32 protein-coding genes and 1 other annotated feature (1 of these 33 cut by a window edge) are annotated in these 26560 nt (G+C 48.3%); of the genes, 11 read left to right on the forward strand and 21 right to left on the reverse strand.

What is annotated here, in order from left to right:
- Positions 1-176, reverse strand: a binding site (T-box leader); it reaches 69 nt to the left of the window's first position.
- Positions 177-215: 39 nt separating this feature from the next.
- The 8 genes from M3630_RS04590 to M3630_RS04625 all read right to left on the reverse strand — a co-directional run bounded on the left by M3630_RS04590 (position 216) and on the right by M3630_RS04625 (position 5399).
- Positions 216-965: a class I SAM-dependent DNA methyltransferase gene (locus M3630_RS04590; protein WP_221868935.1), complete on the reverse strand. Its 750-nt coding sequence runs from the start codon at positions 963-965 to the stop codon at positions 216-218.
- 6 nt (positions 966-971) lie between these two features.
- Positions 972-1328, reverse strand: a complete 357-nt coding sequence (gene rsfS / locus M3630_RS04595) for a ribosome silencing factor (protein ID WP_173611506.1) — start codon at positions 1326-1328, stop codon at positions 972-974.
- Positions 1328-1918 carry a bis(5'-nucleosyl)-tetraphosphatase (symmetrical) YqeK gene (gene yqeK, locus M3630_RS04600; RefSeq protein ID WP_088906844.1) on the reverse strand — a complete coding sequence of 197 codons (591 nt, stop codon included), beginning with the start codon at positions 1916-1918 and terminating at the stop codon, positions 1328-1330. The genes rsfS and yqeK overlap by 1 nt, the downstream gene beginning before the upstream one ends.
- A complete protein-coding gene (locus M3630_RS04605) occupies positions 1902-2495 on the reverse strand; it encodes a nicotinate-nucleotide adenylyltransferase (protein ID WP_221868933.1) in 594 nt (197 codons plus the stop codon). The genes yqeK and M3630_RS04605 overlap by 17 nt, the downstream gene beginning before the upstream one ends.
- Before the next feature lie 14 nt (positions 2496-2509).
- A complete protein-coding gene (gene yhbY / locus M3630_RS04610) occupies positions 2510-2800 on the reverse strand; it encodes a ribosome assembly RNA-binding protein YhbY (RefSeq protein WP_007727776.1) in 291 nt (96 codons plus the stop codon).
- A 29-nt stretch (positions 2801-2829) separates the two neighbouring features.
- Positions 2830-3681, reverse strand: coding sequence for a shikimate dehydrogenase (locus M3630_RS04615; RefSeq protein ID WP_106656665.1), 852 nt, complete (start codon positions 3679-3681; stop codon positions 2830-2832).
- Between the two features lie 75 nt (positions 3682-3756).
- A complete protein-coding gene (gene yqeH, locus M3630_RS04620; protein ID WP_237900579.1) occupies positions 3757-4878 on the reverse strand; it encodes a ribosome biogenesis GTPase YqeH in 1122 nt (373 codons plus the stop codon).
- A complete protein-coding gene (locus M3630_RS04625) occupies positions 4875-5399 on the reverse strand; it encodes a YqeG family HAD IIIA-type phosphatase (protein WP_088906841.1) in 525 nt (174 codons plus the stop codon). The genes yqeH and M3630_RS04625 overlap by 4 nt, the downstream gene beginning before the upstream one ends.
- Before the next feature lie 196 nt (positions 5400-5595).
- Here M3630_RS04625 and M3630_RS04630 point away from each other — a divergent pair, with 196 nt between their 5' ends.
- From M3630_RS04630 to M3630_RS04640, 3 genes are all read left to right on the forward strand, one after another.
- Positions 5596-6159, forward strand: coding sequence for a TetR/AcrR family transcriptional regulator (locus tag M3630_RS04630; protein ID WP_142064592.1), 564 nt, complete (start codon positions 5596-5598; stop codon positions 6157-6159).
- 106 nt (positions 6160-6265) lie between these two features.
- Positions 6266-7483: an MFS transporter gene (locus M3630_RS04635; RefSeq protein WP_232774204.1), complete on the forward strand. Its 1218-nt coding sequence runs from the start codon at positions 6266-6268 to the stop codon at positions 7481-7483.
- Positions 7480-7917, forward strand: a complete 438-nt coding sequence (locus M3630_RS04640; protein ID WP_232774203.1) for a GNAT family N-acetyltransferase — start codon at positions 7480-7482, stop codon at positions 7915-7917. The genes M3630_RS04635 and M3630_RS04640 overlap by 4 nt, the downstream gene beginning before the upstream one ends.
- A 62-nt stretch (positions 7918-7979) precedes the next feature.
- Here the strand turns inward: M3630_RS04640 and M3630_RS04645 are convergent, their stop codons facing one another.
- The 5 genes from M3630_RS04645 to M3630_RS04665 all read right to left on the reverse strand — a co-directional run bounded on the left by M3630_RS04645 (position 7980) and on the right by M3630_RS04665 (position 12318).
- Positions 7980-8168, reverse strand: a complete 189-nt coding sequence (locus M3630_RS04645; RefSeq protein WP_048032230.1) for a hypothetical protein — start codon at positions 8166-8168, stop codon at positions 7980-7982.
- Between the two features lie 13 nt (positions 8169-8181).
- On the reverse strand, positions 8182-9234 hold the full coding sequence (locus tag M3630_RS04650) for a DNA polymerase IV (protein ID WP_251251373.1): 1053 nt from the start codon (positions 9232-9234) through the stop codon (positions 8182-8184).
- Between the two features lie 79 nt (positions 9235-9313).
- Positions 9314-9748, reverse strand: a complete 435-nt coding sequence (locus M3630_RS04655) for a peroxiredoxin (RefSeq protein WP_251251374.1) — start codon at positions 9746-9748, stop codon at positions 9314-9316.
- Between the two features lie 179 nt (positions 9749-9927).
- On the reverse strand, positions 9928-10665 hold the full coding sequence (locus tag M3630_RS04660; RefSeq protein WP_251251375.1) for a gamma-glutamyl-gamma-aminobutyrate hydrolase family protein: 738 nt from the start codon (positions 10663-10665) through the stop codon (positions 9928-9930).
- A gap of 27 nt (positions 10666-10692) precedes the next feature.
- Complete coding sequence (locus M3630_RS04665) at positions 10693-12318, reverse strand: peptide ABC transporter substrate-binding protein (RefSeq protein ID WP_251251376.1); 1626 nt, start codon at positions 12316-12318, stop codon at positions 10693-10695.
- Positions 12319-12429: 111 nt separating this feature from the next.
- On the opposite strand from M3630_RS04665, the gene M3630_RS04670 reads away from it, so the two are divergent.
- Entirely contained in the window at positions 12430-13242 is an 813-nt protein-coding gene (locus tag M3630_RS04670) for a serine hydrolase (RefSeq protein WP_251251377.1), read from the forward strand.
- Positions 13243-13350: 108 nt separating this feature from the next.
- Here the strand turns inward: M3630_RS04670 and M3630_RS04675 are convergent, their stop codons facing one another.
- The 4 genes from M3630_RS04675 to M3630_RS04690 form a co-directional block, all read right to left on the reverse strand.
- Positions 13351-14646, reverse strand: a complete 1296-nt coding sequence (locus M3630_RS04675; protein ID WP_221868927.1) for a phytoene desaturase family protein — start codon at positions 14644-14646, stop codon at positions 13351-13353.
- 293 nt (positions 14647-14939) lie between these two features.
- A complete protein-coding gene (locus M3630_RS04680) occupies positions 14940-16070 on the reverse strand; it encodes a virulence factor (RefSeq protein WP_251251378.1) in 1131 nt (376 codons plus the stop codon).
- 102 nt (positions 16071-16172) lie between these two features.
- Positions 16173-17033 carry a GNAT family N-acetyltransferase gene (locus tag M3630_RS04685; RefSeq protein WP_251251379.1) on the reverse strand — a complete coding sequence of 287 codons (861 nt, stop codon included), beginning with the start codon at positions 17031-17033 and terminating at the stop codon, positions 16173-16175.
- 22 nt (positions 17034-17055) lie between these two features.
- Entirely contained in the window at positions 17056-17814 is a 759-nt protein-coding gene (locus tag M3630_RS04690; RefSeq protein WP_251251380.1) for a DUF4931 domain-containing protein, read from the reverse strand.
- 201 nt (positions 17815-18015) lie between these two features.
- On the opposite strand from M3630_RS04690, the gene M3630_RS04695 reads away from it, so the two are divergent.
- Together M3630_RS04695 and M3630_RS04700 are read left to right on the forward strand one after the other, a co-directional pair.
- A complete protein-coding gene (locus tag M3630_RS04695) occupies positions 18016-18261 on the forward strand; it encodes a hypothetical protein (RefSeq protein ID WP_251251381.1) in 246 nt (81 codons plus the stop codon).
- 78 nt (positions 18262-18339) lie between these two features.
- Positions 18340-18711 carry a L,D-transpeptidase gene (locus M3630_RS04700; protein WP_056491162.1) on the forward strand — a complete coding sequence of 124 codons (372 nt, stop codon included), beginning with the start codon at positions 18340-18342 and terminating at the stop codon, positions 18709-18711.
- 49 nt (positions 18712-18760) lie between these two features.
- On the opposite strand, the gene M3630_RS04705 is transcribed toward M3630_RS04700, so the two are convergent.
- The 4 genes from M3630_RS04705 to M3630_RS04720 all read right to left on the reverse strand — a co-directional run bounded on the left by M3630_RS04705 (position 18761) and on the right by M3630_RS04720 (position 22830).
- Entirely contained in the window at positions 18761-18982 is a 222-nt protein-coding gene (locus tag M3630_RS04705) for a hypothetical protein (protein WP_056490961.1), read from the reverse strand.
- A 90-nt stretch (positions 18983-19072) separates the two neighbouring features.
- Positions 19073-20989, reverse strand: a complete 1917-nt coding sequence (locus M3630_RS04710; protein WP_251251382.1) for an ABC transporter ATP-binding protein — start codon at positions 20987-20989, stop codon at positions 19073-19075.
- Between the two features lie 264 nt (positions 20990-21253).
- Positions 21254-21976: an NAD-dependent deacylase gene (locus tag M3630_RS04715; protein ID WP_251251656.1), complete on the reverse strand. Its 723-nt coding sequence runs from the start codon at positions 21974-21976 to the stop codon at positions 21254-21256.
- 98 nt (positions 21977-22074) lie between these two features.
- Positions 22075-22830, reverse strand: coding sequence for a cupin domain-containing protein (locus M3630_RS04720; RefSeq protein WP_251251383.1), 756 nt, complete (start codon positions 22828-22830; stop codon positions 22075-22077).
- A 178-nt stretch (positions 22831-23008) separates the two neighbouring features.
- Between M3630_RS04720 and M3630_RS04725 the strand changes: the two genes are divergently transcribed.
- The 5 genes from M3630_RS04725 to M3630_RS04745 all read left to right on the forward strand — a co-directional run bounded on the left by M3630_RS04725 (position 23009) and on the right by M3630_RS04745 (position 26557).
- Complete coding sequence (locus tag M3630_RS04725; protein WP_173611525.1) at positions 23009-23794, forward strand: metallophosphoesterase family protein; 786 nt, start codon at positions 23009-23011, stop codon at positions 23792-23794.
- 169 nt (positions 23795-23963) lie between these two features.
- Positions 23964-24392: a disulfide oxidoreductase gene (locus M3630_RS04730; RefSeq protein WP_047072664.1), complete on the forward strand. Its 429-nt coding sequence runs from the start codon at positions 23964-23966 to the stop codon at positions 24390-24392.
- A 3-nt stretch (positions 24393-24395) separates the two neighbouring features.
- On the forward strand, positions 24396-24866 hold the full coding sequence (locus tag M3630_RS04735) for a thioredoxin family protein (RefSeq protein ID WP_173611526.1): 471 nt from the start codon (positions 24396-24398) through the stop codon (positions 24864-24866).
- A gap of 173 nt (positions 24867-25039) precedes the next feature.
- Positions 25040-25909 (forward strand): cytochrome c oxidase assembly factor CtaG, encoded by an 870-nt coding sequence (ctaG, locus tag M3630_RS04740; RefSeq protein WP_251251384.1) that lies wholly within the window; start codon positions 25040-25042, stop codon positions 25907-25909.
- Positions 25910-25942: 33 nt separating this feature from the next.
- On the forward strand, positions 25943-26557 hold the full coding sequence (locus M3630_RS04745; protein ID WP_251251385.1) for an SCO family protein: 615 nt from the start codon (positions 25943-25945) through the stop codon (positions 26555-26557).
- Positions 26558-26560: the final 3 nt, after the last annotated feature.

A 26560-nucleotide genomic window follows, 5' to 3' on the forward strand; every position in this document is an offset into this window, starting at 1 on the left:
CTTGTTTCATCCGTATCGGGGATAAGCCGCTCACCCTTACACAATCATGGCGTAAATGACCTTGGGGGCAAGTGCTGGGAGGTGAGTTCAGATAGATTCGGGTTGACTTGCACCATCCGTCAACTCTCTGTGAGTGCTCGAATCCTATACCTACTATTCCTCTTAAACGCGTCGAAATCTGTAGTTATAACGCCATTATAGTCAATCCGAACCAATCATGTCAAACTTTTCGGCTTGCGGGCTGAGAAAAATAGGCGCTCACTCGCTTCTTGTGGCGGCATATCCGAGTAATCAGCAGTGATGACGATGTCTGTGAAGCCGGCATCTGTCAGCCAGCGCATCAGTTGGACAGGCTGATAAGCCCGTTGCCAATGCTCTTCTTCCATCCGCTCGTACAATCCGTTTGGCTGACGAATGAAAAACGTTAACTGATGCTCTACCTCCAAACGCAGTGGGTCGCAAAAACATTGCCAAATGTACGAAACTTCATCTTCTACATGTGTGAACGTCTCGTCTCCGAAAATGTGCAGCATCTTGTACGGACTGTGCACATCAAACAGAAAGCTCCCACCAGGCGCGAGATGAGCGAAAACGCGCTTGAACGTTTCCTGCACATCCGCTTCCTCTGTAAGATAGCTCAATGAATCACACAAGGAGATGACCGCATCCGCTTCCGGCAAGGACAGCTCCCGCATATCCTGCTCCACCCACGCTACATCCACTTGCTCCTGCCTCATTTTGTCATAGGCAATCGCAAGCATTTCTGTAGAGAGATCCACTCCAGTAACGCGGTATCCCCGCTTGGCGAGTGGGATCGCAATCGTGCCCGTCCCACAGCCAAGATCAATGACCCGCACAGGCTTCTCTCCCTTTGCCCAATGACGCTCGACCCAGTCGAGCCACTGGTCATAAGGAGTATCCGCCATCAGCCTGTCATATACAGCGGCCATGTGTGCGTATGCCATCTGACCTTACCCTTGCTCGCTGAAGGAAACTTCCTCTGCGTCCTTCCACAGGCGCTCCAGATTGTAAAACTCGCGATCTTCGCGATGGAAAACATGAATGACGATATCGCCCAGATCAACCAGTACCCAGCGACCTTCATCCGCTCCCTCGATACCGCGGACGTCAAAGCCGTTTTTGTGGGCTTGGTCACGGATTTCGCGAACAATTGCCTGTACTTGACGCTCGTTGTTTCCGTGGCAAATCATGAAATAGTCTGCGATCACGGACAGCTTTTTAATATCGAGCACCTTCAAGTTCTCTGCTTTCTTGTCCTCCGCTGCCTTCACAACCAATTGGGCCAAATCTTCTACTGTTTTAACCATCAAAACCCTCCTTCTCTCCCTTTGCGGGAAACCAAATCGTTATATGCCGTCAATGTCAACGGGAAAACCGTCTTTTGCTTCTCTATCAAAAATTGAATCGTGCCTCCCAAGGCGAGGGCCAGGGCGGCATCCAAATCATACATGGCTTTGGCGCGAATAAAATCGACACCAGGGTAAACTCGGTTCGGTTCTATATAGTCTGCCACACAAACGACTTTTTCTAACAGGGACATGCCAGCCCGACCCGTTGTATGGTAGCGAACGGCTTGTAAAATATCTGCATCCGTTACGCCTAGATCTGTCTGGATCACAATCGCTGCTGCAAAGGCGTGCCACAGCTCTTTTTCCCCTTCCAAAAGCTCTGTAGGCATATCGTGGCGAACGAGTATCTCAAACATTTTTTCCACTGGCCAGCACTTACAGTAATCGTGCAACAGTCCAGCAAGCTCGGCTTTGTCGGGATCAGCCCCGAATCTCTCAGCCAGTTCGCGAGCCGACGCAGCGACCCCTAGCGTGTGCTTGTAGCGTTTTTCATGCATTTGTTGCCGTACGCGAACGAGAAGCTCTTCCCGATTATCCAAAAGTCTCATAGATTCGGTTCTCCTTTATATAGCGCTCCACGGCATCAGGTACAAGATAACGGATGCTTTTCCTGGCAGCTACCTTCTCGCGAATCATCGTGGAGGAAATGTCCCAAACAGGCATCTCCACAAATGTGACGTCCTCGCTCGATTTCAGGTCCAGTTCGGTTCCTGGCCTCGCCAGACCTATAAAGCGTACCATATGAATCAGCTCTTGGTACTGGTACCATTTGGGCAAGATTTTTACCATATCTCCCCCCATGATAAAGGAAAACCGGCAATCCGGGAACTGCCTGATGAGCTGAGCCATCGTATCATACGTGTACGATGGGCCTTTTCTTTCGAACTCCACATCTGTTACACGAAACACTTCATGATCAGACACGGCAAGCTGAACCATTTGCAAGCGGTGATGCGCCAGCGTCAGACTCTCTCTCTTTTTGTGCGGTGGAACGTGTGTAGGCATAAACCAGACTTCATCCAGCCCCGCTTGCTCTCTGGCTTGTTCAGCCGCCAGCAAGTGCCCGCAATGAATCGGGTCAAACGTTCCTCCCATGATCCCTACTTGCTTGATTGGCTGTCTCATCGCATGCAGGTCACTTATGGCAGCTTGATCGTCTTGTTCTCCCGGGACTCTTTGTACAAGACAACTGTATGGCCAATCAACTGCACAAGCTCTGCTCCAGCACCTGCTGCCAGATCTTCTGCCACTTGATGTTTATCGTCATTATTGTTTTGCAAAATCGCTACCTTGATCAATTCACGTACTTCTAACGCTTCTTTGATCTGCGTGATCATGTTTTCATTTACTCCGCCTTTTCCAACTTGGAAAATAGGGGTGAGATGATGTGCTTCTGCGCGCAAAAAGCGCTTTTGCTTGCCAGTCAACATCGGCAATGCCTCCTTTTACATCCTGCCAATCAGGTTGTTTTCTTTAATTGTTGCAAGACGACCTCACGCATAACCCCAGTCGGTGCTCGTTCGCCCGTCCACAGTTCGAATGCCAGTGCACCTTGATTCACGAACATGCCGATTCCGGAATGAACAGTGGCTCCGATGGCGCGCGCTTCTTTGAGCAGACGTGTTTCGAGCGGGTTATAAATCAGATCGCTAACAGTTAAACCAGAATGAAGCCATTCTGCTGGCACAGGGGTCTCCTGTACGTTTGGCAGCATTCCGATCGATGTCGTATTGATCAACAGCGATGAGTCCGCGATAGCTGCTTCCCCTTCGCCCTGTTCTACGATTTTCGTAGGTACAATCGTTCCGACATGCTCAGCCAATACCGCGGCTCTTTCCCTGGAACGATTGATGATGCGAATTTCCTTGACCCCATGTTCAGCCAAGGTAAACGCGACTGCACGGGCAGCGCCTCCAGCCCCTACCATGGTTACTACTTGCTTTTCAAGAACGATTCCCGTCTCTTCCACAAGCGAACGAACATAGCCCATACCATCTGTGTTGTAGCCGATCAAGCGTCCATCACGAGAAACAACGGTATTGACGGCACCGATTCGCTTGGCAAGCGGATCGATTTCATCCAGCATCGGCATGATCGCAACCTTGTGGGGGATCGTGACGTTAATCCCTTTCAAGCCTAACGCGCGAATACCCGCGACTGCATCTTCCAGATTTTCCGGTTCTACATCGAACGCAGCATAGGCAAACCCCAACCCGGTCTCGGAAAAAGCTGTATTGTGCATCATCGGTGATTGCGAGTGGGAAACTGGATGCCCAAACAGGCCAACCAGTTGTGTTTTGCTTGTAATCATGGAGCTCTTCCTCCCCGGACGTCTCTCTATAGCATATGGCAAGGGGCAAGGCTATCTCGACTTTTCTTGTGTAAGCTAGATCAGCCCTTTGCGCATCCCAACACTTACGCCTTTAGGTGCATGCACGACAACACTCGCTTCGTGTTTTCCTTGGATGCTGACCCAGCCCAAACCGGAAATTACGATGTCAGTTGTCGTGGTGGACTTGTTGATTTTAAAGGTGTGCTTCACAAATGGCGGAAGTGCTTTCGCAGCTTCCTCCCCTGTTGGCGGTACCAGCAAGGTTCCATGGTGCTTTTGCATTACTTCGTCTGCTTTCTCCAGCTTCGTCCGGTGAATGTACAGGTCGTTGTCCACATAGATGATGAACGGCTGTCTCTCCCCGCGTACGAAGTCGATACGGGCCAAACCACCCAAAAAGAGTGATTGTCCATTATCGAGCTGATACACTTTGGAGTTGATCCGGCTAGTCGGGGTAATCTTTCTCAGATCAGTTGGGGATACCATATGTCCAATCTGGTCGCGATTAATAATTCCCGGCGTATCGAAAATGGAGCGGCCATCCTCGAGCGGAATCTCGATTTTGTCCAGTGTTGTACCAGGGAATGGCGAAGTCGTAATCTCCAGCTCAGCCGCACCGTAGTCATGCAAGATGCGGTTGATCATGGTCGACTTTCCTACGTTGGTCACACCGACAATGTAAACATCTCGGCCTTTGCGCAGCTCTCCAATGCGATTCAACAGTTCATCGATATGAAGCCCTTTTTGCGCACTGATCAGTACGACATCCTCTGGGCGCAGTCCGCGCTCTTTTGCTTCGTGCTGCATCCAGTTGCGTACGCGGTTCAGGTTGATGTTTCTCGGCAGCAGATCGACCTTGTTACCCACGAGCAAAATCGGATTTTTCCCGACAAATCGTGGCAAACCCTTGAGCCAGGAGCCCTGGAAATCAAAGATATCGACCACCATCACGACAAGCGACTCCGTAGAACCGATGCCATCCAAAATCTTGAGGAAGTCGTCATCGCCCATTCCTACAGGAGCTACTTCATTATAATGCTTGATGCGATAACACCGCTGGCAAATGACTACCTTTCTGCCGAGCGCGGATTCAGGTGCATAGCCAGGCTTTTTTGCATCTGCTGTCTGAATGGCAATCCCACATCCAGCACAGGAGCCATGCGTTTGTTCCGTCATGCTTTTCTCCTCCACGAAACCATTCCTTTCCTCTCCATCCAAATAAGGGCCACACGCTCCATCTGACGATTAAAGCGCGTCCAAAAACCATCCGTCTGGGCTACAGGAACAACCAGGATCGTATGAAATCCTAATCGATTTCCTCCCAGCACATCGGTAAACAATTGATCGCCAATGACAACAGTCTCAGCGATGGTTACATTCATCTGCCGCACTGCCTGCAAAAAGGCACGGTTTGTCGGCTTTTTAGCCGCATAAATAAACCCGAGATTTAATGGGGCACAGAAGCGATCTACACGCTCCTTGTTGTTATTGGAGACAACAGTGACCTGTATACCTGCCTCATGCATGCGAGCAAGCCAATTAATGACCTCCTGGGTTGCATGTGGCCTGTCCCATTCCACCAAGGTATTATCCAAGTCTGTAATCACCGCACGGATGTTATTTCGTTTCAATTGATCTATGTCAATGTGATGGATTGATTCGACGAACTGACTAGGCATCAGCTTCTCTAAAAACACGGGGCACCTCCAAATGATGTGAAGCAATCAACCGCGATTTCGGCACCTACTATACCATAATCGACCACTTGGTTGCAAAACAAAAAGCATGATCACCACTTGTATTGCTCTGCCAACCTGTGTAAAATAACGTTACCAAGAAAACTATTTTTGTTTTTACAGTTTTATTTTATGCTGAGCTGGGGGGTTGATTGCAATTAAAAACCGGATCATGAAAGGTTTTATTGAAGAGATTCGCGATAAAGGCATGAAATTCTCCATGGATGATTTGGCGAAGCGACTCGGGATCAGCAAACGCACGTTGTACGAGCACTTCTCATCCAAGGTGGAAATTCTGGAAACAATCATTCAACAGTCCTTTGAAGAGGGCGATGAAAAAACACAGCAAATTCTCGCAGACGACAGTCTCTCTCTTATCGATAAAATCAAAGGCGTCATGATGGTTTTACCGACACACTATGAATTTTATGATTTGCGCATCCTCGAACAGATGAAGCGATATTATCCTGAGCAATATGCCCAAGTCGAGGCTTCTTTATCCGAGGATTGGCAAACCCTGCGCGTTCTTCTCGAGCAAGCGATTCGAGAAGGGCTCATCGTCAATATGGACGTCACCCTCATGCTGAAGGTTATTGTCGATGCGCTGAATTCTACACTCGACCAGCGCTTTTACATGAAAAACCAGATTACTGTCTCAGAGGCGCTTTCCGCTATTGTAGATGTCCTCTTGTTTGGATTGGTACCAGCAGATAAAAGATAACAAATGATTCGTGGTCATCCCGCTACCTTTGGAAGACCACGATATTGTTCTATGCAAGAAAACCAATAAAACAAAAATAGTTTTTATAGTTGAGAGGTGTTCCATCATGTCTATTTTTACACAAATGACCAAACAACAACGAATCGGACTACTGTTTGTCATCCTGATCCTTTTCATCGACATGCTGCTGTACAGCTTGTTGATTCCGATTGTTCCTTATTTTACGGAAAATCTGCAGCCATCCTCCACGATGATGGGCGTGCTGTTTAGCAGCTATGCGGTCGCGATGCTCATTGCCACCCCTATTTTCGGGCCGATATCTGATCGGATCGGCAGACGGACCATGCTTTTGATCGGGTTGCTCGGTCTCGCCGCTTCCACGTTATTGTTTGCTTTCTCTGACACAATGGCCTTGTTGATTACCGCACGGTTTGTTCAAGGCATTGCTGCTGCGGCTACTTGGCCAACTGCCCTTGCCCTCCTGGCGGATTTGTTCCCATCCAAAATGCGCGGAGCTGTTATGGGAATTGCATTGACGGCGATTTCGACCGGTACCTTGCTCGGAGCGCCGATTGGCGGATGGTTGTTTGAAATCAGTGACCATCGTATGCCTTTCCTGGCAGCAGCAGCCTTTACCGTGATCAACATTGTGCTGGTTTACTTGTTCTTGAAGGAAGACACGACGAGAAGTGTCAGTGAAAAGCTTCATGTCGGTGGATTCATCCGCAATCCGCAAGTCATTTTTATCGCTGGAATCGTCCTGTTGGCTGAGATTTCCCTTTGTTTGCTGGAACCGACGTTGCCCGTATTTTTTACAGAGAAACTCAGCATGACGCCGACATCGATTGGTCTTTTGTTTGGGGTCATGACACTCGCATACGGACTGATCGCTCCAGTTGCCGGCTCCCTTTCCAGCCGCATGAATCCGTATAAACTCATGTTTGGCGGAATCTTGACGCTGGCTGTGTTTCTGCCATTTTTGGCGTGGGCGGACTCCCTCTGGCAAGCAATGCTCGCAATGGCCCTGGTTGGAGCGAGCATTGGTTTTACCTTATCGCCAACCTTGGCTACATTGGGAGCCATCATTGACCAAGGTGGAAGCGGCGCATACGGCACGGCGTACTCTCTCTTTAATATGTTTCACGGAATCGGAATGGTGGCAGGCCCACTGGCAGGGGGAATATTGACGGATTTACTTCCTGTATCCTCTGCCCTCCTGATTGTGGCAGCATCCATCCTTGGCTTCGGCATTTTCCTTTTTGTCCAATTAAAAGCAAGCAATTCTGCCAGTCTTGGCACAAAGGAAAGCGAGATGAAATTTTGAGCTTGTCTATTCGTGAAATTACGAAAGAAAATTGGCGCCAAATTGCCTGCTTGACTGTAAAGGAAGGTCAACACTCCTTCATCGAGAGCAACGCTTTTTCCATCGCCCAATCAGGTTTTGAACCGGAATGGATATCATGCGGTCTGTATGACAAAGACATCGCTGTCGGTTATGCCATGCACGGAATCGAAGGAGAGAATGGCCGAATTTGGCTGGACCGCTTTATGATTGATGTTCGCCATCAGGGTAAGGGTTACGCCAAACAATTTTTGAACATGCTCGTTGAAGAAATGTGCAGACGCTACAGCTGTACGCGCATTTACTTGAGTATTCATCCTGAAAACGAGTTCGCTCGCAAGCTGTATGAGTCGTTCGGCTTTATCTCAAATGGCGAAATGGATGGTTCGGAGGAAGTGATGGTCCTCTCGACCTGACAAATGAATAGAAAAGGCACCTCCTTTGTCGATCAGAACGAAGGGGGTGCCTCTTTTTGTCACTATCGTTGACTTTTCCGTGCTTCCATCAGTCGCTTGACCTTCTCTGTCGGAGTCCAGCATTGAAATCGATAGTCCGGACGTGTCTCATAGGTTAGACGAGAGCATCGATAGCTGACTCCTCCCGTCCCTTTTTCCACACGAAAATGAATACAGGTCGCACAGCAATGAAAGGCATTCTCTGTCTCCACCGTTCTCCCTCCCTTACTTTCCGAGCTTCCACGAAAACATCGATAGCTGCTCGTACCGCTCCCCTTGTTGCTCGGCAAAATTCGAAAACCCTACGCCAACTAATCGAACGCCCGCTGTATAGTCAAAAGCGTCGAGCAAATCGTCCAACAGCTCCTGCCAGTTAGCCCCTGCCACAGCCTTGTGCTGCTTGGTCCGCTGGGTAAAGTCCGCGTACCTGATTTTGAGCGTTATCGTCTGGGGTTCAACCCCTTCTTCGCGGATGTCCTCTTCGACCTCACGCAAGAGGGAGATGGCAATCGGAGCAATCGCATCCCTGTCAAACAAATCAAATGGCAGTGTCGTTTCACGGCTCAATGATTTCGGAGCGCGGTCCATTTCGATTTCGCGATTGTCTTCTCCTCTCGCCCGGTAATAGAGAGAACGACCAAACTTCCCAAATAACGTAGTGGCCTCATCAAGTGAAAGCCGCCAAAAATCCTCTACCGTCTCAATCCCCTTTTTCGCGAGCAGCTCTTGTGACTTTTTACCAACTCCATGCAAGGTACCAATTGGCAACGAACGCAGCACATCCAAAGCCTGCTCTGGTCGGATGATGACAAAGGCATCCGGCTTTTTCAAATCACTGGCGATTTTCGCCAACGACATATTGTAGGAAAGTCCGATGCTGCAAGTAAGTCCGGTCTCTCGTTTGATTCGCCTCTTGATATCACGGGCAATAGGTACCGCATTTTCATAATGGGACACGTCTAAATAAGCCTCGTCTAAACCTACTGTTTGATAACGCTCTGTATAAGAAGTAAATATCTGTCTGACTTCAACAGATTTTTCGATATAACGGCTATAGCGGACAGGCAAATAAAAGCCTTGCGGACATTTTTTCCTCGCCATGGCGATTGGCATTGCGGAGCGAACACCGTATTTGCGTGCCTCGTAGCTGCAGGTCGATACCACACCTCGATTGCCAGTTCCCCCGACAATGACCGGCTTCCCCCGCAGTTCTGGACGATCTAACTGCTCTACACTCGCAAAAAATGCGTCAATATCCAAGTGAAGAATTTTTTTCATAGGGATACCCACCAAACATACATTCTCATTTCTATTATCCCTGTTTTGTTCCATTGACGCAAGCGAGAACGTCCTAGGTTTAGTTTTCGATTACCTGTAGCAGCTCTGATACTGGAGGATTTCCTTTTTTGGCATATAAGATTGTTCCGTTTTTTCCGATGATGTACACGATGCGTTGTTGGAAAAACAGCCCGAGAACTTTTCCAACATCGTACGCTTTTCGAATGGATTCATCTTCATCTATGATCAATGGAAATTCATAGCGGAACTTATCGGCGAATAAGCGCTTTTTGTCCATGCCACCTGGATTGACGCCAAAAACGACTGTGTTTGCTCGTTGGATTTTGGTGTAGTGATCCTGAACCGCACATAGCTGCTTCGTGCAAATCGGGGTGTCATCTCCCGGATAGAAAATGAGGACGATATTTTCTTTGCCGATGTGATCCCTAAGATCAACGGTTCCTTTTGTGCTCGCCGCAGTAAAGACGGGAGCCGAGTCTCCGACCTTTAACATTTCTCTCACCTCTATGCTCAGTATACAAGGGCTTCCGGAATGTCAAAATCCACTCTCTTACGTGAAGTTCGATTCTGCCTGTCATTTATCCTTGTTTCACTACACTTCTACGGGGAAGCCCTCCCGCACGCAAAAAAACCGCTCTGGGCAAACCCAGAACGGTTTCTCTCATTACGACTCTAATTAGTCGTTTGCAGCTTCAACTGCTTTGCCCGAGCAACAAATGCCTCGGCAATCTTCAACATGTCGTCGTCGTGTGCCCACATCCGTTCTGGATGCCACTGTACGCCTACATGTAGCCCGTCGAGGCTTTCCATCGCCTCAATCACACCATCAGCCGCGCATCCTGTGACTTTAAAGCCCGGTGCTATGTCTTTGACTGCTTGGTGGTGAGAGGTGTTCACGAGCACCTCTGTCTTTCCGAGGGCATCCGCTACAAAGCCAGGTTGCAGCGTAATCTTGTGCGCCCCGTATTGCCGTGAACCCTTCTGCGCATGCTGTAATGCTCCTGGTACTTGGCTCGGGATATCTTGAATGAGGGTGCCGCCACACGCCACATTCAAAATTTGCATTCCGCGGCAAATGCCCAGGATTGGCTTTTTCAGCTCCAGCGCAATCTTGATAATCTCAAGCTCTGTGATGTCTCTTTCGTAATTAATATCGCCCAGCCCTTGCAGCGGGTCTTCGCCGTACAAATGCGGCGCAGGATCTTCACCGCCGGACAAAATCAAGCCGTCCAGGGATTCGATCATCTCACGAAACGGAGCATCCTGAATCGTCAGCAGTGGCAAGATCAGTGGAGTACCGCCACTGCGCGCAATTCCGTTCACATAGCCTGAACCTACATAGAAAAACTGGTCGAGATCGTTCTTCGGAAAATACATTTTCGTACATGCCACACCAATGATCGGACGCACGCCAGTCACTCCCTCACAGACTCATGATTACTTTTGATTGGAAGCATACTTGAAGTCGATGAACCCGAGTGCATCTACTACCACATCTTTTACGCTATCCTGCTTCACCCACGCATAGGTGAAATAGTAGATTGGCAACGCAGGCATTTCATCCATGACGATTTGTTCAGCTTTCTTGAGGATTTCCTTACGCTTCGCTGCATCCCCTTCTTTGGCAGATTGCGCGAGCAAATCGAGGAACTCCTTGTTTTCCCATTTGGATGTATTCAGTCCACCCTTGAATACTTCCAGGAAGTTGATCGGATCGTTGAAATCGCCAATCCAGCTACCACGACCGATGGTGAAGTTTCCTTGCTTCATGTCTTCACGGTGAACCTTGTTCTCTTTGTTAACCAGTTTGACTTCGATACCAAACGCTTTGCGCCATTGATCCTGAATGACTGTCGCAATACGTGAATTGACCTCTGATGTATTGTATGCAATCGTGATCGGCGGCAACTCTTTGATCCCCGCTTCTTTCATACCTTCTACCAATAGCTTCTTCGCGGTCTCTACATCGCCGTCTTTGATGTAGCCCTCTGGCGTGAGTGCCATGGTCGGCGGGAGAATACCCGTCGCTGGCGTGCTCTTGTATGGTACGACATTATCGGAAATTTCCTGACGATTGACTGCCGTAGCAAATGCCTGACGAATCTTTTTGTTGTCAAACGGCTTTTGCGTCGTATTGAAAATGTACCAGTACGTACCCGCTGTCGCTTGAGCTTGCATCTTTCCGGATTGTTTTAGAGCATCCAATGCATCCAGTGGCAAATCGCCCAGTGGCGAGCCCGCCCAGTCCAGATCACCTTTTTCAAACATCGACAGCTCTGTATTGGCATCCTCGATCATGTTCAACGTCAGCTTGGACAATTTGACAGCGTCCTTATCCCAGTAAGAATCGCTCTTTTCGAACTCAATCTTTGATTTGTGCTCCCAATTTTTCAAGCTGAATGGCCCGTTTGTAATGTACGTCTCTGGCTTCGAAGCCCACTCTTTGTCGGCCTCAACCGCTTTTTTGTTGACTGGGAAATAGGTGACAGACGCAACCAGTTCCGGGAAAAACGGTGCCGGGTTTTCCAGTGTAACAACCAGTGTCTTGTCGTCAGTTGCCTTCACGCCGACATCTTCGGCTTTTGCCTTGTTGGCGTTAAAAGCTTGCCCATTTTTCAAATAGTACATCTGATACGCGTAACTGGAAGCGGTTTTCGGGTCGAGAACCCGTTTCCATGCGTACTCGAAGTCATGAGCCGTAACCGGATCTCCATTGGTCCATTTGGACTCCCGCAGATGGAAGGTGTACGTGAGACCATCAGCGGAGACCTCATACTTCTCTGCGACCGCCTCTTTCAGCTCGCCTTTTTCATTCAAGCGCAGGAGGCCATCAAATGCTGCACGGGCAACAGACATCGAAGGGATATCTTCTGCCAGTCCAGGGTCGATCGTGCTTGGCTCACCAGTGTTCAGGTTGACCTGCATCACTTGGGGGGCGCTACTCTGCTCCTGCTTCGCACCTGTCGTCTCCCCCGTGGTGCTTGCTTGCGGTGTTCCACAGCCAGCGAACGCTAAACTGGTTAACAGAACAGCACAAAATGATAGTTTCTTCCACTTATGCAACAGCAAAACCCCCATCTTAGGAATAATTCTTCTTGATTGTTAGGAGCATGACTAAATAATATTATCTTGAGAAAATTTTGTCTACATCGAAACAAAAGGAGATGGGTCTACATGTTATCCAATCTTTTTGCCCAAATATCCAGTCTGATCAAGGACGCTGGAGGAGAATGGGGAATCTTTTTCGAAGATTTGCAAACCGGTGAAACATTATCCATCAACGAAGATCAACGCTTTTATGCAGCCAGTGTAATCAAAGTCCCGATCATGACAGCTGTTTTTGCAGAGGCGTATGCAGGCAAGTTTGCCTTAGAGGACAAAATGAAACTGCGTGCAGAGGATCTCGTTGGCGGTGCAGGTGTTCTTCAGCATATGACTCCCGGCACTGAATTTACGATTCGCGACCTGGTTACCCTGATGATCATCCAAAGCGACAATACAGCTACGAACATGATGATTGATCTCGTCGGAACAGAGAGCATCCGCAACGCGATGCAAAAAACTGAAATGACAAACAGTCACTTCTACAACAAGCTCATGGTCGTCCCAGCCGAATTGGAAGGATACAATGAGGTAACGGCAAAAGACATGGGAAGCCACCTCCGATACGTGGCAACAGGAAAAGTCATCTCCTACGACAGCTGTTTAAAAATGGTCGCCATCTTGAAGGCTCAGCAGCACCGTGACCGCATTCCCTTCCTTTTGCCTGACCCAGACGGCGATGTGATCGGGATGATTCCGAAATGGGAATTCGCCAACAAGACTGGTTCTGTGACCAAAATCACGCATGATGTCGGCATCCTCTACACCGGTTTTCATGCTGTCACTTTGTCCATTTTAAACAAGGGACTCGAACAAAAGGATGCTGCAAACGTCATGGCGCAAATCGGCAATCTCGTTTATCACGTATATAGTCAGAAAGCGTAATCCATGTTTGCCTGCCATCTCCATTGGCGGGCTTTTCCTTTTGAAACGTTGACTGAGAAAAAACAAGCAGGCATTCCCTTCTCCAAGGAACACCCGCTCGTCTTTGACTTATTCTTTTTCCAAAATCAGCTTGGCAACGTTCATCGCGCTAGAGAAAGACAGCTCAGACAGCTGGCCTTGTCCTTCACACCAGTCACCCGCGAAGAACAGGTTGCGGTAATCCGGCATGAAAATCGGCATTGGCTTCTGATTCATGGTCCATTTGATCTCCTGTACGACTGCACGAGCAGAAACGCGTGGCACAACCAGTTGTTCACGCCAGCCCGGGAAATGCTTGTCATACAGGTTTTCAATCTCTTGTTTGCGGATTTCGGCCGCTTCCTTGTTTCCTACTTCATCCTGACGCATGTAAGCAGTCGCCTGCAGCAGCTGCCCGCCTTCAGGTACACAAGTGCGGTCATAATACGAGATATCGGTAATGAAAATATTGTTTGCTTTTTCGTAGATGTAGGAGAACGGTACGTCAATTCGCTCTTTCAAGCCAATGTCATACACCATAACAACCGTTGGCTCGTATTCAGCATGCTGTGCAATTGCATGTTCCAGGCGAGTCTCTGCAAAGACTTTCGCCATCTCCTTCGGCGGAATACAGCAAATAAATTCATCCGCCGTAAATTCGCCCTCCGGTGTCACCACTCCAACCACACGATCATTCTCTACTTGGAACTTTTCTACTTTGGTTTTGATCAGAATCGTACCCTGATTTGCTTCAATCACACGCACGAATTCATTGATCAATGCTTGCCAGCCACCACCGATATACGCTACCGGTTTATTCGTTGTAAACAAACGGCTGTAGTAAGAAAAGAAGACGTCAGAAGGAATCTTTTCAGGTTCACGTGTGAAGAAGTTGGAAGAAGCAAGCGTCAACATCATTTCTCGCACTTCTTCGTTGACTTGCTTTTTCTCCATCCACTTTTGAATCGACATATGTGGATGGCCTTTCTCCATTTTTAGCATCGTTTTCAAAATCTCAAACGTAAACAATACTTTGTCCATGCCTTTTAAGAGCTTCGTTTGGAAAAGTCCTTGTACATTCGCCGGAACTGCAGTCAGATCGCTACCAATATCGTACTTGGCTTTTGTCGGATTGAAATCCTGCCAATCGATGCTCAGACCCAATTCTTTTTCAAACGTTCTCAAAACGGAGCTGTCGCGAGCATAAATGGCGTGGGCACCGAAGTTGAAGTTAAATCCTTTGATCTTCAGTGTAACGGCACGTCCACCCAATTGACCGCGTTCCAAAACTGCAACTTTTTTGCCTTTCGACGACAGGTAGGCGGCACTGGAAAGACCAGCAAGTCCCCCACCTACAATAACAACGTCATAGTGATTGGTTGTCATACACAATCTCCCCTACGCACTAGCGATGTTGATAACATAAGCTAAACCCTTTCCTAGTCTAAGGGATGGATAAGGTGGAAGTCAACTATTATTGAACTGTGTCTATTTTTATACTGACTTATACCAATATTTACCTAATAAACCAACTTGTTTACCACTCTTCTTGAAGCAGTATGCCCCGCTATTCGCCGTATATCCAACCAACGAACACACGAACAAAAAAGCCCTCTTAGCAGGGGGCACTTCACTTCAGCCTGCTTGATAGAGGGCTCTTATGCAACTGGAAACAGCGACTAATCGTTTCGGCGAGTCATTTGCTGCCAAACGGTACCGCTAGCCGCCTCGCCGCTTTCAATACGCTGGACGGCCATTTGGACTTGCAAGCTGACCTCGAACTCGGGATCGTTCTGTGCGGCACGCAAAGCGTCCAAGGCGGTTTCATCCCCCACCTCAAACAAGTAGCGAGCAGCACGCCAGCGTACCAGCTTGTTTTTATCCTTCAACGCCTCACACATCGGCAGAATTGCGCGGGTGTCACCCAAGTCAGACAAGGTATCGCCTGCTGTACGTCGTACAGAGACGGAATCATCTCGGAGCGCTTCAAACAGCAGCGGGAAAACATCATCGCCGCCAATCATGCCCAGATACACAACCGCCAGCCTGCGAATCGACGGTTTGCCGTCACGAAGCGCTTTTTCCAAAACAGGCAAATCCTCTTCGGTAGGCTCCATCCGATCCAGCACTTCATATCTTTTTTGCCAATCTGGATCATCGAGCATCTCCAGCGTAACGACTTTCTTTTCACGCACGACGGGCTCTGGAGTTTCCCCTGGACCAAGCGCCATGGCCTGTTGCACGAGTTCTTCCACACGGCTCTCTGGATAGGAGGCATCGACTTCCAATGCGACCTCCTCGCCAATCTCGCGCAAATCGCCATAGCGCACGCCATGCTCGACCCATTTTCGCTCCATGATAAGGTTGGGCGACGCAGATCCCGCCCGCACGGCTGCCTGTCCAAAACGCTCTGGCAGCGCTGCACGAATCTGCTCTGTCCCCATGGTCACCTTGACCTGCATCGGTACACCGCGGAACATTTGAATATATACTTGCGCCTCTCCAAATGCCCCCGCATCCTCCGCAGACATATCAGGAACAGCCGCTCCTCCACCTGCTTGCAAAACCTCGCGGGCGACAGTCAAAATACGCTGCCAATCTGCATTGGACTTTCGCTCCAGCGCGAGAAAGTCTGCCGTATGAAAAATCGAGGTTACCCCTTCGATCTCCAAGAGCTTGTTCATGAGTTCTGGTGCTTTACTCGCATCTTTTTTTGTATAGACATGTTGGACCCCATCCGGCAAACGCTCGTCGACATTCAGCTTCATGACGTTTGGACTGGGCGTCGGTTCGATGGACAACAGTTTCATAGTGAGTCACTCCTTTTTACAACGCTCCATGCTTCTCTCTTATCGTAGCATGGAAGCTATTGCGTTTTCCAACCTGGGAGATGTTCAAAAGCAGTTTGCGCGCTACAATGCCAGCTTGTAGTAATCATTGGCCGACTTTACAAAAAAGCCGCATGATTCATACAACCCTAAGGCATTGCTGTTTTCACAGGCTACTTCCAGTGATACGTGCTGATATCCCTCTTTCACCAGCATCTCGATTGTTTGTGCCAATGCCTGGCGTCCATATCCTTTCCCTTGGTAATCTGGGTGGACACAAAATCCATAAATAAACGCCTTGCCCTCATCCTTGTTTACGCTTATTTTGCCAACGGCCTTATCATCGACTATCATCAAATGTGTGGTAGCCTTGGGATCACCCGCCATGTTCTCGGCCATTTCCCTTGCGCGTTCTTCTTCCATTTGAAAACCATGGACGTTCAGCCAAATCAATGTTTCGTAGTCACTGGCGATCTCAGGTCGAAGCAGCACGTTTCCAGAAACCGTTGCTCTTTGCTTGTCCCCTAAATCCATCCAGTATTCCGAGAATTGATATTCCCCGCCGATTCGCTCCATATATGACTTACCGTTTTCCGAATCTCGCTGAACGATAAACAACTGCGCCGGAATCCCTCTTCGTCTGCATGCGTCTGCGGCTTGTGCTTGCAACGCTGTAAATATGCCTTTTCTTCTGTAGGCTGGATGGACCATACCGCTCACTTCTGCCTCACCGCCATGAAACACGTAGAGCCCTAAAAAGCCAACCAGCTTTCCATCCGCATAACAGACAAAGTCTTCTTCATGCTCTCCTGAACGCTTTTCCAGCATCCCCGGGTTTACTTTGAGATCAATCCCATCCTGTTCATTGCAAATCGCAACCAGCTCTTTAATCTGTGCCAGTTCCTCTGAGGTGAGTGTTTTTTTTGCCGTGATCGTATACGTCATAGCGTAAGCACCCTTTCTATGATTAGAAGTATCGTCGTTGCAATTGGGCGACCATATCTTCCAAATTATTGGCGACCTGCGGAATCGAATAGCCTACGTAAAGAGGCGAGGTAACAAACCTCGGAACCACTTTGGCGATCAGCTTTTCTCCCCAATGGTAAAAGAAAAAATTGTAGCTTTGGTTACGCGGATTGACATGAGTCAGTATCCAATGTGCTAAAATTTGTAAGTAGTCTGCCATTTTCGGCAATCGATCAAAGTCCGATAGAATGACATTGTATTCAAAAAAACCTGCACGCGGATGCGTAGACAGATTGCATTCAACCCCAGCCTCTTGATCGATAATCATGCCCATAAAATCACTGTCTTTTACTTGATCCAGATAGTTGTAGTCGTTTAGTCCGACGATCTGCATGTGCGGATGACGGATGCTCCCTCCGGAATACGGGCCGTGGTTTTTGAAAAACAGAACGGAACGATAAGACTTGCTTTGCTCCATTTCAAGCCACTTCTCTACCCCGAATGCCAGCAATGCACGTACATGTTCTTTGGAGTAAACAGACCAATCCCCTTGGCATTCATCCGACTCAATCAAAACAGTTTGATGTGTATCCTCCAGAACAGGGAATTTGTTCATGAGCCAAATCATGGAGCCCCGCTGCGCCAAAACATCGGTGAGACTGTTTCGATCACAAAAAGGACAGGCCGTTTCTGTGTTGTTTACACTCACTGGCTTTTTTCTGCCCATTTGCATGTTAAAGTGCAAGTGCGTCTGCTTCATTCCCTTGTCCCTCCAGTTTGTGCTTACTTCCACTTTACACGCATTTTCTGGGAAAATCATGACGTTTTTTGCCCAGTCAACACTTTACAAACATAATTGGACTGCCTATTTTTCAATGCCTGTGGCGTTTGTTTCTTTTTTTATCTCAAATGTTTTACATACAATGGGAAGCAGTGAAACCTGGAAAGGTGTTGGAATTGGATGGAGAAATCATTTTATTATCCTGTTAGCTGGAGCGAGGCCCAACATTACAAAACGTTGCTTGATCAAGAAGGTGTCCCCTATGAAATTCAATCCCCACTCGATTTGCCTGTCCTGGAGGAAGGAAAGCTCGCCATCGTCTTTCCTTCCATTCCTTTACGGATGTACGTCTGGGTGCGAACCTTGTTCTATAGTGACGGTCTGCGCTATCCGGATACGTTTTCGTTAGATTTCAAGCTACATTAATCACGAGAGAAAAGGTACCGGTTCCGTTGGTTTTCATAAGATGGTAAGAGCGGCATTTCGTATCGTTTGTGCTGGGAGGTGAAGAAGCTGCCGTCCTACAACATCCGCATCTCGATTGCGAGGTTACGTCTCGATCTATTCGATGGGAACCAACTCATCCGCTCTTATCCTGTTGCCTTGGGCAAAATTGCCACATCGACACCACGAGGGGATTTTACCATCATCAACAAAGTCCCCTATCCGAACTCCTATCCAGGAGGTCCTTTAAGTGTATTCGGCACCATCTGGATGGGACTGAGCAAGCCACACTACGGCATTCACGGCACGAACAATCCTTCCTCTATCGGCAAGTATGTATCTCACGGCTGTATTCGCATGTACAATGAGGACGTGAATGCTCTGGCAAAAATCGTGCCCATTGGTACGCCCGTTCGAATCAGACAGCAATAAACATAAACATGAAAAGACCCGCCTCTTTTTTATCCAAGGCGGGTCTTCTTTACATAAGATGAGTCTTTTTCGTTCTATCTGCTTCCGTTTCATCCGATTCCAAGTATACAAGAAATCTTCTCGCTTGCTTGTACATGATCGATAACGTCATTTCCCTGATCTTGTTCATGATCACTTCTTTATCCTCTGGATGCATTTCGGAAGAGAGCTGATGTTCTTGCAGTTCTAGGTAAGACATAACCCATTCCGGGTCTAACTTATAGGCAGGCAACGACAGCGACTCCTCTACTCTAGTAATCTACTCTAGTCTACAGGTGGATGCGTCGCATTCCCAGCCCTCAATTACTGGCTACGTCACTAATTATTTCCCTTGCTCCAATTCCTCTACCAGTGCAGATAATTCCGCCCAACGCTCAATGGTGGCTTCGAGCTCTGCCGCCACTTGCTGTTCTTCTGCGTAGAGCTTTTCAATTTTGCCGTAATCGCTGCCTGACGCTGCAATCTCTTGCTTCAGCTTGACGCTGCGCTCTTCCAAAGCCGCGATCTTGCCTTCAATCGCATCCCATTCCTTCTGATCCTTGTAAGACAGTTTGCGTGTGCGGTTGTTGCCGCGATTAGCCCCGCTGTTGCTTTGCGCCTTTTCTGCCTGTTGATCCGCTTCTTGCACCTGTGTTGCTTTTTCCTGGCGTCTTTCTTCCAGGTACTCGGAGTAGTTGCCGTAGTAGTGACGGATGTTTCCTTGCCCCTCAAAAGCAAACAAATGGTCTACGGTACGATCAAGGAAATACCGGTCATGCGATACCGTGATGACTGCGCCAGGGAACTGCTCGAGATAATCCTCCAAAATACTGAGCGTTTGAATATCCAAATCATTCGTAGGCTCATCTAAAAACAGCACATTTGGCTCTCCCATGAGCGTACGAAGCAGATACAGACGTCTCCGCTCTCCCCCAGACAGACGGGAAATCGGTGTCCATTGCATATGCGGCGAGAACAGGAACCGCTCCAGCATTTGCGAGGCCGTGATCGACTCTCCGTTGCTCGTCTGAATAACCTCTGCGGCTTCCTTTACATATTCGATGACGCGCAGCTTTTCATCCATCTCGACGTTATCCTGCGTGTAGTAGGCGATTTTAACGGTCGTCCCAATTTCCAATGAACCGCTATCCGGTTGAATTCTTCCTGCAAGCATGTTCAAGAGCGTCGTTTTTCCGCTTCCGTTTGGCCCGATAATCCCCACTCGATCACCCGGCAGGACAATGTAGCTGAAATCGTTGATCAGTTTGCGCTCACCGTACGCTTTATGGATGTTTGTAAGCTCGATCACCTTTTTGCCGAGACGGCTGGCCCCGAGTGCCATCTCCATCTTGGCAGCAGGTCCATCTACGACTTTATCTCGCAACTCCTCAGCCCGTTGCACACGTGCCTTTTGTTTAGTCGTCCGTGCTTTTGCACCGCGACGCAGCCATGCCAGCTCGCGTCGAAGCAAATTTTGCCGCTTGCTCTCTACAGCCGCTTCGTTTTCTTCACGATCCGCCTTTTTCTCCAGGAACATCGCGTAGTTGCCTTCATAGCTGTAGAGTTTGCCGCGATCCAGCTCAAACGTGCGGTTCGTCACGCGATCCAGGAAGTAACGATCATGGGTGACGAGCAGCAAAGCGCCCTTGTAGCGGGACAAATACTCTTCCAGCCACTCGACTGTCTCATTGTCAATATGGTTCGTAGGCTCATCCAAAATGAGCAGGTCTGCTGGTTGAATCAAAGCACGTGCCATTGCTACCCGCTTTTTTTGTCCACCTGAGAGATCTCCTACCTTTTGCGAAAAATTGTGTAGGCCAAGCTTGGTCAGGATCATTTTGGCTTGCGTGTTGCTCTCCCACGCATCAGCCGCATCCATCCTGTTTTGAACAGCAAACAATCGCGCCTGCTTTTTCTCGTCGTCAGGCGATTCCTGAACAGCCTCTAGCGCTGTTTCATAATCACGCAAAAGCTGAATGAGCGGAGAATCACCGTAAAATACTTGTTCCAGTACCGTGGAGTTTTCGTCAAAATCGGGATTTTGCGGCAAATACTCCACGTGAAAATGATTCGCGTGAACAATTTTCCCGCTATCCGCTGTATCCAAGCCCGCCACGATTTTTAAGAGCGAGGATTTTCCCGTCCCATTTACCCCGATCAGACCAATGCGCTCTTGCTCTGCAATATGGAAGGAAATGTTATCGAACAATACTTTTTCTCCATAGCCTTTGGAGAGGTTTTCTACTGATAATATTTGCATGAACGTCACCTGTACTTTTCTATTTGCTTATCGAGAAGCCATATGAATCTTACACTCGATGGTATCATGTTTTTCGCGCAAGCTCTAGGGTGATTCAACTGGATGTAGCAAATATTGGAATATCATCTCATTAATGGTAAAATATTGAATAGTAAGTAATATTGGCGCATGTACAAAAATAAAATAGGAAGCGTCACCAGCAATCAGGCAGGTCAACCGGCCCAAACAGAAGAGGCGTACTCTTTCCATCGAGCACGCCTGCTTTTATTCTCCTAACGACTGTCCTATTTTTTGCAGCACGTCGCCGATCCGCTCCTTTTGGATGACCTCATCTGCCCACGCATCCAATGGGGTTCGTTCCTGATTGACAATGACCAGTTTGGCTCCTCTTTCTTTTGCATGCTGCGGAAACCAATTGGCTGGACTCACAGTAAGTGAAGAGCCTAATACGATGAACAAATCGGCTTGTTCCGTCCACGAGATGGCCTGATCGACTTGCGATTGCGGCAATGATTCGCCAAACAGGACAACACCTGGACGCAAAAATCCTCCGCATGCACAAATCGTCCCTTGATCCTCCAGATAACGTGTATGGGCATACTCGGTCCCACAGGCTAGACAGCGGATTTTCGCAAGAGAGCCATGGAGTTCGGCTACAGCCAAGCTTCCCGCCTCTTGATGAAAGCCATCTACATTTTGTGTAATGATCCCATGAACCAATCCACGACGCTCCCACTCTGCTAACCATTCGTGTCCGGCGTGTGGCTTGCAAGACAACAGTCCTTGAATGCGCATCTGATAAAACTCTACAAATGCTTCCCGATTTTCCATCATCGCGCGCGTACTCGCGAGTTGCATCGGATCTTTGCCGCGCCATAGTCCAAACTGCGAGCGAAAATCAGGCAAGCCACTCTCTGTCGACATGCCTGCTCCGGTGAATACAACGGTAAAGGAAGATGTCCGCAACCAGTATGCCAGATGATCCATCATGGTCTCCCCTTCTTCTTTGAAAATGTACTTCTCCTGATTGTAATAGAAGAATGCCGGATTTGGGAGACCTGCTCATCAGGATACGATCTTTCACTTCAATAGGATGGATAAATGGGTTGTGGCGGATATCCGGTATGGTAAGTGTCCATGCCATATTGCAAATAACCAGTCGGCTGTTGATAGACTGGGTGCTGTCCATACCCACCCTGCTGCACATAGTTGGCATCGTAATAACCGTAACTATTTGGCAACTGACTCGAATAGCCATAGTACGGGTACTGGCTTGAAGCAGCTCGATCTGGCATCTGCCCCTGTTGCTGACATCCTACTGGCGGGCCAATCACAACTGTTTTGGTAATAGGCGCAAATGTTTCTTTTACCTTTGCTTCGTCTAAACAATACGTATGTGCCCACACACTCGCAGGAGTCAGACGCAAAATATCGGAGCCAAAGATCACCTCAGGAACAGGCGCGTCAAAAATAGCCAGTAGATGCGTATCGTCTGTCAAAGCCATTTCATAATGCCACCAGCCCTGCGGGATATTGGCAACTTGTCTCGGTTTAATATGGTAGTTAAGCAATTGATTCGTAAAAGGATTAATCAGGGAAACAATGGCCTCACCAGCGATGCAATACACCAGTTCTGCTGCATTTTGGTGTATGTGCGGCTCGACAACATTTCCGGTTGTCAGGAAAATATCCAGCAGCGAGCTATTTCCCAATGTATTTAATTGTGCAATCCCCAAGGCATCGATAAAATTCCGATCGTCCTTTTTGAAAAACAGATTATTTCTCATATCGTACGTGAACTGAGTATTCGGCGATGTATAGTCTCGATAGGAAGTAGCCATCTGTCGTTTGATCCTCCCACCTTATGGGTATTTGACTCATTCTGCATCTCTATTCCCATTCACAAAAGATGTGCACCCATTTGTACGCCGGAGAAAGAGACACACCCTTTCACCCTCTACTTTGCACAAACATATCCTACTAAAAGGCATAACGGGTAATCGAGGAGGGTGATTTTGTTTGGCTACTTATTTGGTCTCGGACATACATGGTCAGAATCAGGCTTTTCAAAAGGCGCTGCGGGACGTTTCCTTCTCCCCCCAAGCTGGTGATCGTCTGTTCGTATTGGGGGACATGATCGATCGAGGACCGGAATCAAAGGAAGTATTGCTCGATTTACTCGCCCTTCGGCAGGCGTATCCGAACCAAGTCTATCTCCTAAAAGGCAACCACGAGCAAATGCTTGCAGATTGGCTATCCGGCAACGGCAATCCGGAGTTATACCTGCGCTACAACGGCGGCGATGCCACCATTCGATCTTTCTTAGGAAATCACCCGCTTCGGCGAGCTTTTCTTAATCGGATGCCTTCTTTGGAGGAGCAAGAAGAAGCCCGGCAATTCATCCTTTCTCGCTATCCAACAATTTTGCCAGCCTTGTCGTCTCTTCCTTTGTATATTGAGCTGCCAGCCGATCCGCGAACAGGAGCTCCAGCCGCACTTTTGGTACACGCAGGCATTCGACCCGGCATCCCCTTGCAGGAACAAAATCCGCAAGATTTACTATGGATTCGCGAGCCTTTCTACCTTTATTATGATGGAGACCTCCCTGTCATCTTTGGCCATACCCCTGTTCCAGGATTGCCTCAATACGCAGGCAACGGTCCTTGGCGCAGAGACAATATGATCGGCATTGATGGTGGCGCGGGATACTGGCGAGGCGTCATGCTCGTCGAATGGCCATCTCTTCAAACCATGTTCGTACCGATTCGGGATAGGCAATCCTCTCCACAAGTACGGGTCTACTGATCATGCTCGGGAAAACTGGGAGCTTTCGCACTGGTTCCTACCTGCTGCAAGCGCATCGGGTAGTGCATCCAGTCTGGTGCAGGAGACAAGCCCATTCGTTCAATAAATTATTACTTTTTATAATCTACTTTCGATTTGTAATATGTTAAGATATGGACGAGGTGTTTATATGAAACGTCAGCAAATCGTGGAACAAGCCATGTTTGCCGCATGGGGAGTCTCTCTCATCGCAACAGGAGGCAGTTTGTTTTTTTCAGAGGTGTTAAAGTACATACCGTGTGACCTGTGCTGGTACCAGCGAATCTTGATGTACCCGCTCGTCATCTTGCTCGGGGTTGCCTCCGCGAAGAAAGATGACAAGATCGCGTCGTACGCCCTGATTCTCTCCATTATCGGAGGACTCACATCGCTGTATCATTACTCGATTCAAAAAATACCTGCCCTGCAAGATCTGGGCAGCGCTTGCGGCATTGTGCCATGCAACACGGACTATATTAACTGGCTAGGATTTATCACGATTCCGTTCCTTGCTCTCATTGCCTTCACCTTGATCAGCATCCTGCTTGTCATCGTAATGAAAAATGCAAAGGAGAAATGATTCATGAAGAAAGTCATCTTTCTATCCATCCTTGTGGCTGCGCTCCTGATCGGTGCAATCGTGTACGCTGACATTTCGAACCGTCAGCTCGCGGAAGGAAACCCATACGGCAAAGCCAATTTGAACCCGGCTACTATCGAACAATTGAGTGACCCTCTGTACGATAATCTCATTATGCCTGATGAGCTCAAAGCCAAGCTCGATAATCAGGAAGACATGTTTGTATACTTCTACAGTCCACTCTGCGTGCACTGCAAAGCAACTACGCCTGTCTTGGTGCCGATTGTCAAAAGCCTGGATATCGACATGAAAAAGCACAACCTGCTCGAATTCAATGCCAGCTACCAGGATTATCAGATCGAGTTTACCCCGACCCTCGTTCATTACAAGGGCGGCAAGGAAGTAGCTCGACTCGTCGGTGGACGCGAAGCAAGCGAATGGAAAGCTTGGTTGGAAGAACAGAAAAAATCATAACGATAGCAGCCTCCCTTGATTTGCGGGAGGCTCTTTTCATATTGGACATACGTGACAAATATGTGAAGAATTCCGTTCCCGTGGAAGAAATAGCCCGAACGAGTCATTAGGCTTTTCCAGTTATTTGCCTATAATGAGTACTGGGGATAATCCTTGAAAACGGAGGTAATCGCATGACCCTCACTTATTTCACTGAAACCTTTGGCTTTCGGGCGACATGGAATCCAGAGCTGATTGTTTTGACTTTCTTGATCGGTCTGGCATATTTTTCGCTGACCGGACCATTACGCCAAACTTTTCAAGACTCCACACCTGTCACACGCAAGCAAAAGACTTTTTTCACGCTCGGCTTACTTGGTTTTTACTTTAGTATGGGGAGTCCCTTGAACGTAGCCGGGCATTTTTTGTTTAGCGCCCATATGCTGCAGCAATCGTTGCTTTATCTTGTCATGCCCTTGCTGCTCTTGGCAGGGACCCCGTCTTGGTTGATCCGTTCCCTGTTCTATCGCCGGGGGCTCAAGCTTTTCATGAGAATAGCGAGTCACCCGATACCTGCTATTCTCATGTTCAATGCCCTGTTCTCGTTTTACCATATGCCTGTTATTTTAGACCTGGCAATGAACAATCTGGCCCTGCATAATTTGATTCATTTACTGCTTTTGGTGACTGCGATTTTGATGTGGATGCCTGTTGTCGCACCGATACCGGAAATTCACCGTATGTCGGAACTGCAGAAGCTTGCCTACATTTTTGCCAACGGCGTTTTGATTACTCCTGCATGCGCTCTGATTATTTTTTCAGCAACACCTTTGTATGCAACATATGTAGACGGTCCTTCCATGCTCTGCGCTCCATTCTTTTCCACGCCGATCGATAAATCGATGTTTGCCGTTCCACTGCTCCCGCTGGACGATCAACGGCTGGGTGGAATCGTGATGAAGCTCATGCAGGAGCTGACGTACGGAGTCGTCCTGGCTTACATTTTCTCTACCTGGTATCGAAAAGAAAAGAATCAGGAAGAGGACGGCCTCATAACGCCATAGCCAAAAGAATCAGAAAGGAGGCGTTACACACACGTGAATATCGCCCCTGCTACCGCTATCCGAATCAGACGGCTGCTCTTGTTGTTACCCGTCCTTGTCCTTGTTGCTCTTGTCGCTTCTTGGGTTTGGTTCGGGCCCAAAAACGCCCAGGCGAAATTGCCTGATGATGTGACTCTGCAAACCATCGATGGACAATCCTATTCGCTAGCACCGCAAAAGAAAACATTTCGCTTGGTGGAGCTGATTTATACCCGTTGCCCGGATATTTGTCCCACGACAACGGTAAAAATGGTTCAACTGCAAAAGCGTTTGCTCGAAGCAAACCTGATGGGGCAAGACGTTGAGTTTTTGACCATCACGATTGATCCGCAAAACGACACCCCTGATGTCATGCGCTACTATGCCAAGCAGTTGGGGATTCAAGAACAAGGCTGGACCTTGCTTCGGGGTGATGACGAAACGATCAAAACGGTTACAAATTCGCTTGGCTTTTTTGCCAATAAGATGGATGATGGGTTTATCTCTCATACATCGAGTACGTATCTCGTAGATGATAACAATTCCGTCATTCAAAAATTTGGCATGGGCGACGACTTCGATCCCGAACAAATTTATCAGGAATTGTTGAAATTGAAAAAGGAGGGGTAATCC

Source organism: Brevibacillus sp. MER 51 (assembly GCF_023714195.1).
Lineage (GTDB): Bacteria > Bacillota > Bacilli > Brevibacillales > Brevibacillaceae > Brevibacillus.